This is a genomic window from Tildeniella sp., from assembly GCF_059505325.1.
Window position 1 is genome coordinate 47,330 of sequence record NZ_JCACKI010000035.1, and the last position, 12,947, is coordinate 60,276.

General features: G+C 51.4%; 11 protein-coding genes. 5 read left to right on the top strand and 6 right to left on the bottom strand.

What is annotated here, in order from left to right; genetic code table 11:
* Positions 1 to 124 precede the first annotated feature (124 nt).
* Both pdeM and AC5JO6_RS13920 read right to left on the bottom strand, forming a co-directional pair.
* Positions 125 to 772, bottom strand: a complete 648-nt coding sequence (pdeM, locus tag AC5JO6_RS13915) for a ligase-associated DNA damage response endonuclease PdeM (protein ID WP_496081659.1) — start codon at positions 770 to 772, stop codon at positions 125 to 127.
* Positions 772 to 3,195 carry a ligase-associated DNA damage response DEXH box helicase gene (locus AC5JO6_RS13920; protein WP_496081660.1) on the bottom strand — a complete coding sequence of 808 codons (2,424 nt, stop codon included), beginning with the start codon at positions 3,193 to 3,195 and terminating at the stop codon, positions 772 to 774. The genes pdeM and AC5JO6_RS13920 overlap by 1 nt, the downstream gene beginning before the upstream one ends.
* Positions 3,196 to 3,827: 632 nt before the next feature.
* Between AC5JO6_RS13920 and AC5JO6_RS13925 the strand changes: the two genes are divergently transcribed.
* Positions 3,828 to 4,610, top strand: a complete 783-nt coding sequence (locus AC5JO6_RS13925; RefSeq protein ID WP_496081672.1) for an MBL fold metallo-hydrolase — start codon at positions 3,828 to 3,830, stop codon at positions 4,608 to 4,610.
* Positions 4,610 to 5,155: a GAF domain-containing protein gene (locus AC5JO6_RS13930; RefSeq protein ID WP_496081673.1), complete on the top strand. Its 546-nt coding sequence runs from the start codon at positions 4,610 to 4,612 to the stop codon at positions 5,153 to 5,155. The genes AC5JO6_RS13925 and AC5JO6_RS13930 overlap by 1 nt, the downstream gene beginning before the upstream one ends.
* Positions 5,156 to 5,305: 150 nt before the next feature.
* On the opposite strand, the gene AC5JO6_RS13935 is transcribed toward AC5JO6_RS13930, so the two are convergent.
* Positions 5,306 to 7,708 carry a DUF4912 domain-containing protein gene (locus AC5JO6_RS13935; RefSeq protein ID WP_496081661.1) on the bottom strand — a complete coding sequence of 801 codons (2,403 nt, stop codon included), beginning with the start codon at positions 7,706 to 7,708 and terminating at the stop codon, positions 5,306 to 5,308.
* A gap of 39 nt (positions 7,709 to 7,747) precedes the next feature.
* On the bottom strand, positions 7,748 to 8,371 hold the full coding sequence (locus tag AC5JO6_RS13940) for a DUF937 domain-containing protein (protein WP_496081662.1): 624 nt from the start codon (positions 8,369 to 8,371) through the stop codon (positions 7,748 to 7,750).
* A gap of 501 nt (positions 8,372 to 8,872) precedes the next feature.
* Here AC5JO6_RS13940 and AC5JO6_RS13945 point away from each other — a divergent pair.
* A complete protein-coding gene (locus AC5JO6_RS13945; RefSeq protein WP_496081663.1) occupies positions 8,873 to 9,352 on the top strand; it encodes a hypothetical protein in 480 nt (159 codons plus the stop codon).
* Between the two features lie 133 nt (positions 9,353 to 9,485).
* On the top strand, positions 9,486 to 10,139 hold the full coding sequence (locus tag AC5JO6_RS13950; RefSeq protein ID WP_496081664.1) for a Pr6Pr family membrane protein: 654 nt from the start codon (positions 9,486 to 9,488) through the stop codon (positions 10,137 to 10,139).
* A gap of 40 nt (positions 10,140 to 10,179) precedes the next feature.
* Here the strand turns inward: AC5JO6_RS13950 and AC5JO6_RS13955 are convergent, their stop codons facing one another.
* Together AC5JO6_RS13955 and gvpF are read right to left on the bottom strand one after the other, a co-directional pair.
* Complete coding sequence (locus tag AC5JO6_RS13955; protein ID WP_496081665.1) at positions 10,180 to 10,440, bottom strand: gas vesicle protein GvpG; 261 nt, start codon at positions 10,438 to 10,440, stop codon at positions 10,180 to 10,182.
* 63 nt (positions 10,441 to 10,503) lie between these two features.
* Positions 10,504 to 11,247, bottom strand: a complete 744-nt coding sequence (gene gvpF, locus AC5JO6_RS13960) for a gas vesicle protein GvpF (RefSeq protein WP_496081666.1) — start codon at positions 11,245 to 11,247, stop codon at positions 10,504 to 10,506.
* 524 nt (positions 11,248 to 11,771) lie between these two features.
* Between gvpF and AC5JO6_RS13965 the strand changes: the two genes are divergently transcribed.
* Complete coding sequence (locus AC5JO6_RS13965) at positions 11,772 to 12,584, top strand: carbon-nitrogen hydrolase family protein (RefSeq protein ID WP_496081667.1); 813 nt, start codon at positions 11,772 to 11,774, stop codon at positions 12,582 to 12,584.
* Positions 12,585 to 12,947 lie beyond the last annotated feature (363 nt).

Here is a 12,947-nt window from a genome sequence, read left to right on the forward strand (position 1 = left end):
ACAGCGTAAGTACTATCCTCACTCAATTGGCGCTTTGATGAGTGTGGAAAAGATAGTTGTGGCTACGGTCTCGCTTTGTTGCTATAACCCTTTCGTACAAGCGTGTTTCTGTTACAGACTTACGCTAACCCTCAAACGCTACGACTGTATTTTCAGCAATGACATAGGCAGTTGAACCGGGCTTCAGCTCAACTTCGTAGCCACCTGTAAAGGCTCCAAATGAGGGCAGTACGAGGCGCTTTTGTTGCTGTTCCAGGTAAAAACACGGCAGACGCAGGTTGTCCAATTTTGTCCTGAGCCGCACACAGGGATGGATGTGACCACAGATATTCAGTGCTTTTGGCTGCGAACATGGCTCATGACTCAGTAAAAGACGATCGCACTGGAGAGCATCGGTAAAACAGGTGATGGAAAGCTGGCTGAGGCTATTGATGAGGGCGCGATCGTGATTGCCGATGATGAGCTTGACCTCTAGATCGATCGCATCTAAAAAACGTGACCAGCCATCCAACACCTCTTTGACGAGAGAAAAGCGAGAATGAAACAGATCGCCCAAGATGATTAAGGTCTTTGGCTGCATTTTGAGGCAGAGAGCTTGCAAGCGATCGAGCGAGTCTTGATTCACTCGATTGGAAATGGGAATACCTGCTGCCTGAAACGTTTCAGATTTCCCCAAATGCACATCGGAAACAAGCAGCATTTGCAGATGCTCAACATAGATCGCTTTTTCTGGCAATAATTGCAGTTCGGTTCCTAAAACAGTGATTTGCATTATTTCTTTTCCCACTGTTTTTTCAAACGCTCAATACGATCTAACAAGCCTTCATTTGACAACCGTGAGCTGAGTCGCTCAATGAGCAATGGAAAGGCAAAGGGTGACGGTCGCTTGGTTTCTTGCCAGATCGTCATTAAGGTGTTTAGGCGATCGAGCGTTTTAGCTAATCGGTGTGCTTCAAGCTGTTGATTTAATACTTCCTGCTCTGCCTGTTTCAATAACAGATTATCCGGCTCATACTTAGAAAAAACTTCGTAAATCAGTGAAGAGCTTACCTGTAGTTGACCCGACGTTTTCTTTGCAGATGGATAGCCTTGAAAAACAAGTCCTGCTACTTGAGCGATGCCACGAAACTTACGACTGGTTAGCTCTGAGATATTAATGCTTGCCTTCAGCTCATCCTCAAGTGCATCCGACGCAAAAAACTGTGACGAAAATAAGTCTTTGAAGGGATAGTCAGCGGGTGCTAAAATCTCAAAGCCATAGTCGTTGACTGAAATCGTTAAAGTTGTCTTTTGCTGGTTGGCAAAACGATAGCCCCACAGAAAACCTAACCCTTCATGGACAAAGCGCCCTTCAAAGGGAAAGACGTACAAATGCTGACCTTCGCGCGTCTTACAGATTTCAATAAGCAGTTCACCGGGAGATGGCAAGTAGGATATTCGTGCCTGCGCTAACAGAATCGGTGCAATACATTCGAGTTCACGATTTAGCGCCGCCTTTTGCTTGACACAGGCAATTTCACTCCTTAAATGCGTACTCAACGAGTCTGAAATCGACAGATTTCCGCCTGTCCAGATCGGGGTGACGGTTGACGTTTTCTTAGTGCCTTTCACATAAACCGTCATATCTTTCATCATGAAAAACTCAAGCTGTTTCCCAGCAAAAAAGAAGACATCTCCTTTCTTAAGTTTAGAGGCAAAGCCTTCTTCAACGGTGCCGATATCTTTCTGATTCATGTAGCGTACTCGCACCGCTTGATTGGATGTAATCGTGCCAATGCTCATACGATGCATACGAGCAATTTGCGGATTGGCTATAACGTAGCGATCGCCCTCCAAAATCACTTTTTTGTAGTTGGGATAGGCGCTCAAACACTTGCCACCTTGAATGATAAACTCCAGTATCCACACAAATTCTTCATCGGTTAAAGCAGCGTAGGAAGCAGATTGTCTGATATCACCAAGTGTTTCTGTAACTGTAAAGCCATCGCCACAAGCGAGTGTAATTAAGTGTTGAATTAGCACATCATAGGGTTTGTGGAGCGATCGTCGTGCTTCAATATCGCCTGCTTTCAAACCATTGCGAAACGCAGAAATTTCGAGGAGTTCTAGCGCATTGGTAGGCAGAAACAAAATTTCGGAGGTGCCTTCGGGGACGTGTGCCGATCGCCCTGCTCGTTGCAATAACCGGGCAAGATTCTTCGCGCTGCCAATTTGGACGACCTGCTCAACAGGTTGAAAATCCACGCCCAAATCCAGCGATGAAGTACACACAACCCATTTGATGTCACCTGCTTTGAGTCCCGCTTCGATCGCTTCCCGTTCTACAACAGAGATGGAACCGTGATGCAACGCAATGCGATCGATGTCATCTGGCAGCGCGAAGGTGAGCGCCTGATACCACCGTTCCGCCTGGGAGCGCGTGTTGGTGAAAATAAGCGTAGATATATTGATATCTAATGCCTCGACCAGTTCCTCATACAGCCTCAATCCCAGATGCCCTGCCCAGGGAAACGTATCGACGGACGTTGGCAAGACACTCTTGATGATGGTTTGGCGATTCAGGTTCGATCGCACGATGACGGGTTGCTGGTTGAGACCGATCGCCACCTGTGCCGCTTCTTCCACATTGCCTAACGTTGCCGAAATTGCCCAGGTTTGCAGGTTGGGCTGTAGCCCCCGGAGATGCGAGAGACATAACTCTGTTTGCGTACCGCGTTTAGAGCTAAGCAGTTCGTGCCACTCGTCCAAAATGACTGCCTGGAGGGACTTGAACCGTGTAGCAGCATCTTTGTACGACAACATCAGCGCCAGCGATTCGGGCGTGGTAATGAGAATATCCGGCATGTTCTTGAGTTGCCGGGTCTTTTTAGACGCGCTGGTGTCTCCGGTGCGCGATTCCACCCGTAAATTCCAGCCCATTTCGTCGATCGGTCGTCGAATTGCTTGCTCAATATCCCGTGATAGCGCTCGTAGCGGTGTAATGTACAGCAGTTGCAGTCCGATTCCCGGCGTTTCTAAAATGGCGGCGATCGCTCCCATCACCGCCGCATAGGTTTTGCCAGAACCCGTTGGCACCTGAATCATGCCGCTCTGACCCGCCAAATATGCCTGCCAGGTTTCCACCTGAAACGCTAACGGCTGCCAGCCTTGCTGTGCAAACCAGGCGAGAATCGGTTCTAAGCGGCGATCGTCCATTCGTTGCGTTAAGGCTGTAAGACCGCCATGACTCAGTTGTTCTACGCTTCTCTACAAAAATAGCGTATACCTTGATTGGCTGACACAGCTTATACCGATTTAAAGCCTGACAGCTACAGATCCAATCGCTTGTAGGGTCACGGCAATGCTATGCCCCTACAAGTGTCGCCTGAACAATGCCATGGTGTTCTCTGACAATGCCATTGTGTTCTCTAACAATGCCATTGTGTTGGGTCGCAATCCTTTTGTATCGCCTGGCAATGCGATTGTGTCACCCGACAATCCTTTTGTAGCGGGTCACAATTCTTTTGTGCTGCCTGGACAATGCCATTGTTGCAGGTCACAATCCTTTTGTGCCGCCTGGATCAGGCTAGTGTGTCAGGTTGCAATCCTTTTGTATCGCCTGATAGTGCGATTGTGCTACCGAGCAATCCTATTGTATCGCCTGACAGTTTTTCTGTAGAGGCATCGCTGATTAATGCGATCGTCAGTTGCAAAAGTTACCTACGTCGGGTGTGCCTGAATCGTTGTTGCTTTAAAGGGTGTGATAGGAGCTGACTTACCTGTTCTCGTCGCGCATACCTTTGGTTATAAGGGCATAATATGGTTTTGCACAAAGACTTCTAACCGTGCTGAAATCCAAACCTGTCTGCGATCGCTGGTTTGCGACGCGCCAAATTAATCCGGGACTCTACTGCATCGGCGAAATACACTATTGGGCATGGAACCGAGCGAATCTGTGGCTCATCAAAGGGCAGAAGCAGGATTTGCTCATCGACACAGGCTTAGGCGTAGCAAGTTTGCGACAGCATATTGCGGCGTTGATTGATAAGCCACTGCTGGCGATCGCGTCTCACATTCACTTCGACCATGCAGGCGGACTGCACGAATTTGAACACAGGGCGATTCATCCCGCCGAAGCAGAGGCACTGCGATTGGGCGATAACCACGCGGCTGTGTGCGCTCAAGCATTGGGCTTTGTACTGGATGAGCACTTCGAGCAATTGCCCTATGCAGGCTTCACGGCAATGCAGTATACGCTCCACAGTGCCGAACCCACGCAGCTTTTGCAGGAAGGCGACGTGCTGGATCTGGGCGATCGTGCCTTTGAAGTGCTCCATCTACCAGGACATTCACCTGGCTGCATTGCCCTCTACGATGCCAAAAACCAGGAACTCTTTTCCGGCGATGTTATTTACGATGGCGAATTGCTCGACCAACTACCCGGAAGCGACATTCCCACCTACATCTCGACCTATGAGCGCTTGCAGAAGCTGCCGATCGAAACAGTCTATCCCGGTCACTACGCTACGTTTGGGCGCGATCGCTACCAGCAAATTATGGCAGACTACTTGGAAGCAAAGCGTCAACCGGGTTGTCCGGGAGAGGTGCTGCCGAAGGAGGCTGTCTCGTGATGAAAGAAAGCATGGCTGAGCCTTTGCCGGACGTGTTAATCCAGTTATTTGAAAATGACGTAGAGCCAGACAGCTTCTTGACGGCATTGATGCCAGCATTAGGGGCAATGTTGCCGTGCGATCGTTGCTTTCTCTATTTGCGAGAACCCACAACAGGGCAGGGAAAAATCACGCACTGTTGGGCGCGGGACGGTCGGGAAGCTGACTGGCTGGGTGCTGACTGGCTGGAAGATCCAACTGCACCGCAAGATCCGCTGATGACGATCGCGCTGCGTACTCCTCTAGCCGTTTTTGTAGACGATATTGAAACGGCGGGTAGTGATGTCGTCGATCGCGCCTATGAGCGAGAGAAATTTCAGCATCGAGCACTCGTTCACGCGCCGATCTATCTCAACGATACGCTGATTGGCATTCTGGAATGCTCTGTGTTCGAGCAGCCAAGAGTTTGGACAGAGGGCGATCGACAGCTCATCGCGCACCTGCAAACCAAACTCGCCGCTCCCACACAGGCTTATATTCATCATCTAAATTTGCCCTCACCCTAGCCCTCTCCCAAAAGGAGAGGGAACAAGAGTTTTAGCTCCCTTCTCCCTAGGGAGAAGGGCTGGGGATGAGGGCAATCATGTCTGCAATCAGCAACGCCCAGTTTTCCGCTGACCGCTGACCGCTGACCGCTAATAGCTGACCGCTTCTACCTACACCGCAGGCACTCGTACATGAAACGAGCGAATGATGCTGAGCCAGCGTCCATCTTTGGTGGTGTAGCCAATTTCAGCCACATAATCGCGATCGCTTACCGGAATGGGGACGTGACGATCTTGATCTGACTCGCGACACTCAAACGACTGCACGCTGTGGGCAGGCACAGAGTCCATATCCATTCCTGTCACTTCGTAGACACGTAGCACCTGAGTTTCCCCGCCCTGCCGTTTTCTGTCGTCCTTATCTGCCTGACTCACTTCCCAGTAAGCGTATGCCTGCTTGGCGCTACGAGGCACCAGGATAATACGGCTCCCCTTTTCGGTAGACACTGGGTGAGACGTTGCACCATGATCTAACGCTGCACGAGCGCTTGTCCAGGCTCCAGCAGCGGTAGCCGCCGCCCCTGCAACCGCTGCTCCTCCCATTTTGAGTGCCGTTCCTAGTCCATCACTAACGGCTGCGCTGCCTGCTTTGACCGATTCTCCCACAAGGTTTGAAGGAGAAGACGATACAGGTAACTGGACAGGTGCAGAGCGGGCAAGCGTTAACCAGCGATCGGTGCCTGTCGCATAGCCCAATTCAGCTACGTAGTCACGCTGTCCGAAGGTGTTGCCCTGTGACTCGTGCCGTAACGTGGCTAAGGGGATGTGTCGATCTTGAGCCAGTTCATCGACATTGATTTGCTTTGTGCTGTGGGGGGACTGTTGATCGAGGTCAATCCCACCCGTCACGTCATGGAGGCGCAGCGTTAACGTCTCTCCACCCTGACGACGGAGCGATTCTTTCGCTGCATCTGACACTTCCCAATACGCGTAGGCATCATCATCATTGCGGGGCACCAGAATGAGTCGATTCTGGTCATCCGGGTCAAGATAGCTGCCCTGCGCCCGATCGCTGGCAAAGGATTTGGCAGCTACTGCCGCCCCAGCAACGCCTGCGACCGCTGCACCTGTTTTGAAGACAGTTCCCATGCGATCAGGAGCCTCTGTGCCAACGGGAGGGCAGGCAGGTACGCGTACATGATCTGACTTGGCTAACGAGAGCCAGCGATCGTCACCAGTCACGTAACCCAACTCAGCGAGATAATCGCGGTTGTCTACAGGAATGGGTACATGTAGATCTTGCTGATCGGCATGACAATCAAACTGTTGGACGCTGTGGGCTTGGTGATGATTCAAATCAATATCGGTGACATCATACACACGCAGCGCCAGCTTTTCTCCACCCTGACGGCGTAAGTCGGCTTTGGCAGCGTCTGGCACTTCCCAATAGGCATACGCATCTTTGCAGGTGCGCGGTGTCAGAATCAGGCGGCTAGGATCTGCCTTTGCAGCAGCAACAACGCCTGCTGGTGCGCCACGACCTTTCAACAGCCACCAGAGAAGTCCGCCTAGCAGCGGAAGTGCCAGCAACAGCCACCAGGGAAAGCCCGTGGTCTGAGCAGGCGCTGCCACAGGGGATGGCGTTGTGGCTTCTGGACTGGGCGCGATCGCCGAAGGTGCAGTGCTTGGCGCGATCGTCTCCGTTTTAGCCGTCTCTACGGTCTGCTGGCTTTCGGGTGCGGTGGCATAGCCTAGAAATGCCTGTGCACCAGGGTTAGGCTCTGGACCTTTGTAAGCATAGCCCAGCGGCTGAGAGAACGGATAGCGAGGATCAGTGGGCAAGGTGTTGTGCATGGGAACGATCGTTGCCCCTGCTTTATCCGTGACTTGATCAACGATCGCATACCCAATGCCAGTTGTTCCGAGCGCTTTGATGACCGCATCAGTGCTATCTTCTGTTAGTTTGACGGCACCTGGAGCAACCTTAAACGGCGCTTGCTTGAAGACCGGGTAATTTTGAAAGGACTGGCGAGTATCGCTGGTATCGGGACGATCGACCACGCGAATCGCTCCTGGAGCACCACCGACTTGTGACCAATTCGTGATTTCGCCCCGAAAAATTTTGGCAAACTGCTCCAGCGTCAAATTGCCTTTAAAGGGATTCGCAGAGCCAATGACGATCGCAATCTTGCGACGGCTCAACGGTGTAGCGATCAACCCCTGCGCTTTTTCGGCGGCTGTCAACGATCGACCGATCGCTGCCAGGTCAAGCTTTCCGCTCAGAACTGCTTGCAGGGCGGCGGCAGTGCCACTTGAACCTAGCTTGACATCGGTGCCGGGAAACTGCTGCTCAAACCGCTGCTTAAGCGCCTGGTTGATGGTTGCCATGCTGCTAGAACCATCAATGCCGATGGTGGTGCCGCTGGGAACGGCTGTTGGTAATGGCAGCCCAGTTGGTGACGCTTGCGCCAAAACTGGACGAATGTTGAGTGAGGCTGCGAGCGGCGCGCTACTTACAAGGGCAAGCAATAGTGCAACCGACGCGATCGAGGCTTCTTTTGTGCGACTTTTCATGACAAGTACCCCTTGACTAAGAACAACTGAAGAAACAAACTAGCTGGGCACATTGATAAAACGATTCGCAAACTTGAAGACATCGCCCAAGTCGGTATCACCATCACGATCGCCGTCTAAAAAGCTATTCAAAATGGGGTTTTCACCAGAAACACCTGGCTTACTTGCGCCCATGCCCAGAAAGCCCATCGCTGTTGCGATCAGTCCAGGCAGCAGCGGTTGCAAAATGGCAGCACTCAACCCCGTTTTGTGAGAAATTGCCTGTACAATCTGCTGCTGTAGTTGAGGGGTCAAAAAAGCTGGCAGCGCGGCTGTATTAGCACCAATACCTGCGCCAGTAAACTGATTCAGCAGTCCATCCAGCGCTTGATTGCCACCGGGCGCTAAACTCTGCTGCTTCAACACGGGTAGAAGCGAACCGCCTACAGTTGATAGCGCCGTTTGGAGCATTGATGCATTCACTCCATTGCCAGCACCGAGCTGCTGCGCTGCATTGGTCAGGGTACTGAGCTGTTCGACGCTCCCTGACTGGTTAGGGTTGTTAATTGAACTCAAAACATCAAAGAATAATCCCATTGCGTTAATGCCTCTCTTGGTAAATGTAAGCAGTTGGTCGATGTAAGCGGTGAAAAACAGTAAAACTGCATCTACAGCGAGATGCATCTACAGTCCGAATACGATGTGAACAAATGGTTGCGGCAGTAACTATGCCTGCTTAGCCAAACGAGCAGACCGTAGCGCGATCGCACCATCGATCGCTCCTAAATGGCACTAAACTAGCGTTGCCGCCGTCATTCTTTCACTAACCAGCGCAGTCAGAATTGATGAGAATCGTGGAAAATCTGATTCGCCTCAGCTTTAGAGATTAATGGAAGAAAATAAGGAACTGATAAGCGAGGCTCACGCATCCATCCGGGCGTTGCTGAATGCAAGTATGATTTCCCTCATCCCCAGCCCTTCTCCCCAAGGAGAAGGGAGCCAGAATTTAGTCCCCTCTCCCAACGGGTGAGGGTGAGGGTGAGGGCGGCTTTGACCAGTCATACCTCTATTCCGCAACGCATCCATCCGAGACCCTCTGGTTTAGGTGTCCCTGAAAGAGAGGCACCTATCGCTTTCTTATCTTTCTCGCCTATTCTGATTGCAGCGTTTTTCTGCTGTAAACGAATGACTACGAGCTATACACCTCAAGAGCAGGCAACGATCGCTCAGGCACCCTTACTGACTGGTTTTGCTGTTGCTGCGTCAGATTTGGGCATTGTTTCAACCGCGATCGAAGTGGCAGCACTGTCCAAGGAAATCGTCGGAGCAGCAAAAAAATATCCACACAATAAAGTGATTCAAGCTGTATTTTCGGAAGCGGCGCTTCGCAGCGGCGTGGTCAAGCTAGAAACGCCTGACGTGAAGCCTGATGATGTCAAAGCGGGTGTTTTGGTAGACAGGGCGATCGTGGCAATCAATACTGCCCTTGACACCCTTCACGGCAAAGCAACACCGGAAGAAATTAGCGAGTACAAAGCCTTTATTTATGCCTGTGCTGATGTAGTTGCAAAGGCAGCAGGTAGTGGTCTGTTTGGCTCTGGTGTCAAAGTGAGCGACCCGGAAGCGGGTGCCCTTGCCCAACTCAAAGCAGCCCTTGCCGTCTAAAACAATCAGTGCCAAGGCTTTGTGCTGTAAATGGCGTGACAGAATCCGCTCAAGCGACTCCACCTGTGCCGATTCAGCCTCGTTAAGTTGACACATCTCATTTCTGCGTCGGTTTTAGGAGAAAGAATTAACGATGAACATCAGGCTACCGTTTAGAATCATCAGCGCGATCGTGGGTTGGAGTGCGTTAGCGCTGCAACTCTACCTACTGATTGTGATCAACATTGAAAAAGGGCAACCTGGAATCGTTGGAGTTATGAAGTTTTTCGATTACTTCACGATCCTCAGCAACATTCTGGTTGCCACGGTGTTTACAACAGTGGGTGCGCAACGTTATGCAGACGGTTTCTTTGCACATCCCAAGGTCAAGAGCGGCGTGGGCGTATATATTTTCATCACAGGGATTGTTTATTTTCTGATTCTTAGACATACCTGGAACCCAACTGGGCTGTCGTGGGTAGCAGATATAGCGCTCCATTATGTGATGCCTGCGCTGTATCTCATTGAGTGGTTGTTTTTCACACCCAAGGGCTACTTGCAATGGCATAATGCGGTTCGGTGGCTGGTATTTCCACTCGGCTTTGTAGTCTGGGCACTATTTTGGGGCGCAGTCTTTGGCTTTTACCCCTATCCATTTATTGATGTAGCAACGCTGGGCTACCCACAGGTGTTGGCAAATAGCGTTTTTATGGCGATCGGCTTTCTGGTACTGGGCTTGCTACTTGTCGCCCTCGATCGCTGGCTGGGCAAAAACGCTCAACTAAGCGAACAGCGCGATCTTGCCTAAAAGTGCGATTCACCTTTTCCGACGCGCGTCACTTTAGCGCCTAGTCCATTTCTGCTTCGGCTTCCAGGGCGGCTTCGGCACGTTTACTCTCTTCCAGCGCCTGAATTGCCAGCAGCAGCTCTTCTTCCTGAACTTCAAACTCGTCTTCAGGAATGTCGCCCATGTCGAAGGCAAGTTGCAGTGCTAAAAGGCGTTTGCTGAGGTTTTCGGTTGCGTCAAGCTCGGTGTCGGCGCGTTGTTGAATCTGTTCAGCAATCCAACCGATGCCAGTAACGGGGGCGAAGAGAAGTTTAAAGAGCATGGGGGCGAAAGGGAGGGATAAAGGATGAGTTAATGCTGACGGCTGACGGCTGACCGCTAAACGCTATTCCAGCCGATCGAGTTGGGCAAAGTTAAACGGTGCAGTGAAGTTGTTGTAACGAATCTTGAGCCGACTGTCGAACTGGTGATCCAGATCTTCCACATGGGCACTGAAGTCGGGTTCTGCCTGCCACGGAATGAGGTAAGCAGCGTTGTAAATCATGGATTCAAGCAGCATGTCGTTCTCAACCTGATCGCCTGCCAAAGGATTGAGCGTTTCCTGAAACGTTTGAATGATGGCTTGCTTACGGGCTTCCATCGCACGTTCGATCGCCTGACCGATCGCCACCACCTCATCCATGCCCAATGTTCTTCCTTCCAGGCTGTCTCGCTTTTCCTTCAGACTCTGGTTCTCTTGGAGGAGCAGTTGCAGTTCGCGATCGGCTTCCCAGAAGACTTTCACCCCGACCTCGCGCTGTCCATTGAGTTTGATGAACAGTTTCTCCAAACCTCGACCATAGGGAGCCGTTAGTTGTTCTGTAACCGTTGCCCAATTGTCAATCACTAGACCAAACTGAAGCGGCAACAGCGTCCGGTAGCCAACTTCCATTGCTTGCTCCAGCACCTTTTCGTGCCCTAACAGGTTACGCCGACTTGCCAGGTAGCGCTCCTGCTGCGCTTCGGAGTACAGAAAGGTAAAACCATCAACGACTTGCGTGTGTACAGGTTGCTTATCTAAGCCTTCAAGCTGTAGGGCTTGAGGACCGGGCGCGGGAAAGATGCCGTAAAGGTAAAGTCTGTCTGTCATAGGGGCAACGGTGAGAGTGGGGGAAGTCGGTCAGTGACCGCGATCGCGTTGTGTTCGATCAGCGTGCACGTCTATAGTTCCCTTTCGTACCTTGCGCTCTAACGCCCAAGGCTCTAAAAGCAGGTGAGTTCGACGAACAGCAATTGACAGAAGAAAAGCTGGAGCCTGAACTTGGAATGCAAAAGACTATCTGCTCTGTCTTCCATAGCGGTTCCTAATCCAGTGAAGTACAGTCGCAAAGAGGCAGAAGGCAGAGGGCAGAAGTTAAAGCGCACGGCGGCTTTCCTTCTGCCTCCTGCCTCCTGCCTTCTGCCTTCAAACCCCAGCCCACATACCGCACTCTAATGGGAATCGCTATACAGTCTTCTAACTTTGTCGAACTAACGTTAGATCATTGCGGGTCACACTTGGCTTTAAATAGTAGTTAGAGGTTTCGACGAGTTGGGGTTAACTCACGACCAAACGCGGTTACACTCCAATAAGTCTTAGAACCGATGCTTTTAGCGGCGATTTGAGTTGAGCTTATGAAGTCTTATCTGGCGGCGGCTGTGCAAATGACCAGCCTGCCAAATCTCGAAAAAAATTTGATTCAGGCAGAAGAATTAATTGATCTGGCAGTGCGTCAGGGTGCTGAATTGGTCGCCTTACCAGAAAATTTTTCATTTTTAGGGGACGAGCAAGAAAAACTGGCTCAGGCAGAGGCGATCGCGTCTGCCAGCGAAAAATTCCTCAAAACAATGGCACAGCGCTTCCAGGTGACCTTGCTGGGCGGTGGCTTTCCAGTGCCTGTTGGCAACGGCAAAGTGTACAATACAGCGCTGCTGATTGACCCCAGTGGAGCAGAGTTGGCACGGTACGAAAAAGTGCATCTCTTCGATGTCAATGTGCCGGATGGCAATACCTATCAGGAATCGGGTACGGTGCTGGCAGGAGTGCGGCTACCACCCGTCTACCCGTCTAAAGAACTGGGCAATTTAGGCTTGTCCGTTTGTTACGATGTGCGGTTCCCAGAGCTGTATCGCCATCTCGCTCAGATGGGTGCAGAGGTGCTGTTTGTACCCGCTGCGTTCACCGCTTTTACGGGTAAAGATCACTGGCAGGTCTTACTGCAAGCACGCGCGATCGAAAATACCTGCTATGTGCTGGCTCCGGCTCAAACCGGACGGCACTATGCGATGCGCCATACGCATGGGCACGCCATGATTGTCGACCCGTGGGGCACTGTGTTAGCCGATGCAGGCGATGAACCTGGTGTGGCGATCGCCGCGATCGAACCCTCCCGGTTAGAACAAGTGCGCCGTCAGATGCCATCGTTGCAGCATCGGGTGTTTGTGTGAGGAGTGCGCGCATAGCATGAGCCTGCTCAGCGTCTGGTTGAGTGATCAACGAACCTGAACGAGTGGATGCAGCGCTCAGTCCAACCAGCAAAAAGATAGCTCTAGTAGATGCTGAACTAGGTCAGGCTGTTTTTGAGCTAAGAGGATGTTTTAAAAGTCCAGATGCGTGTAGCTCTGGCGACTGAAGTCGCGGCTACACGCACAAAACCTGCCTACGCAGGTTCCAAAACCCTCGTGCTGAGGTAGTCCGCGCAGGCGGACTTTGTTGATGTAGTCGCGGTTTTAACCGCCAGACACTTTTCAAACAGCCTCTAAGCTCGACTTTATCCAATTAGGCAGCGTAGCACAATAGGCTGAAACAGC

Coding starts and splice junctions, on each gene's coding strand:
- pdeM (WP_496081659.1), bottom strand. CDS start 772: ATGCAAATCACTGTTTTAGGAACCGAACTGCAATTATTGCCAGAAAAA.
- AC5JO6_RS13935 (WP_496081661.1), bottom strand. CDS start 7,708: ATGAAAAGTCGCACAAAAGAAGCCTCGATCGCGTCGGTTGCACTATTG.
- AC5JO6_RS13965 (WP_496081667.1), top strand. CDS start 11,772: ATGAAGTCTTATCTGGCGGCGGCTGTGCAAATGACCAGCCTGCCAAAT.
- AC5JO6_RS13950 (WP_496081664.1), top strand. CDS start 9,486: ATGAACATCAGGCTACCGTTTAGAATCATCAGCGCGATCGTGGGTTGG.
- AC5JO6_RS13945 (WP_496081663.1), top strand. CDS start 8,873: ATGACTACGAGCTATACACCTCAAGAGCAGGCAACGATCGCTCAGGCA.
- AC5JO6_RS13930 (WP_496081673.1), top strand. CDS start 4,610: ATGAAAGAAAGCATGGCTGAGCCTTTGCCGGACGTGTTAATCCAGTTA.
- AC5JO6_RS13955 (WP_496081665.1), bottom strand. CDS start 10,440: ATGCTCTTTAAACTTCTCTTCGCCCCCGTTACTGGCATCGGTTGGATT.
- gvpF (WP_496081666.1), bottom strand. CDS start 11,247: ATGACAGACAGACTTTACCTTTACGGCATCTTTCCCGCGCCCGGTCCT.
- AC5JO6_RS13920 (WP_496081660.1), bottom strand. CDS start 3,195: ATGGACGATCGCCGCTTAGAACCGATTCTCGCCTGGTTTGCACAGCAA.
- AC5JO6_RS13940 (WP_496081662.1), bottom strand. CDS start 8,371: ATGCATCTCGCTGTAGATGCAGTTTTACTGTTTTTCACCGCTTACATC.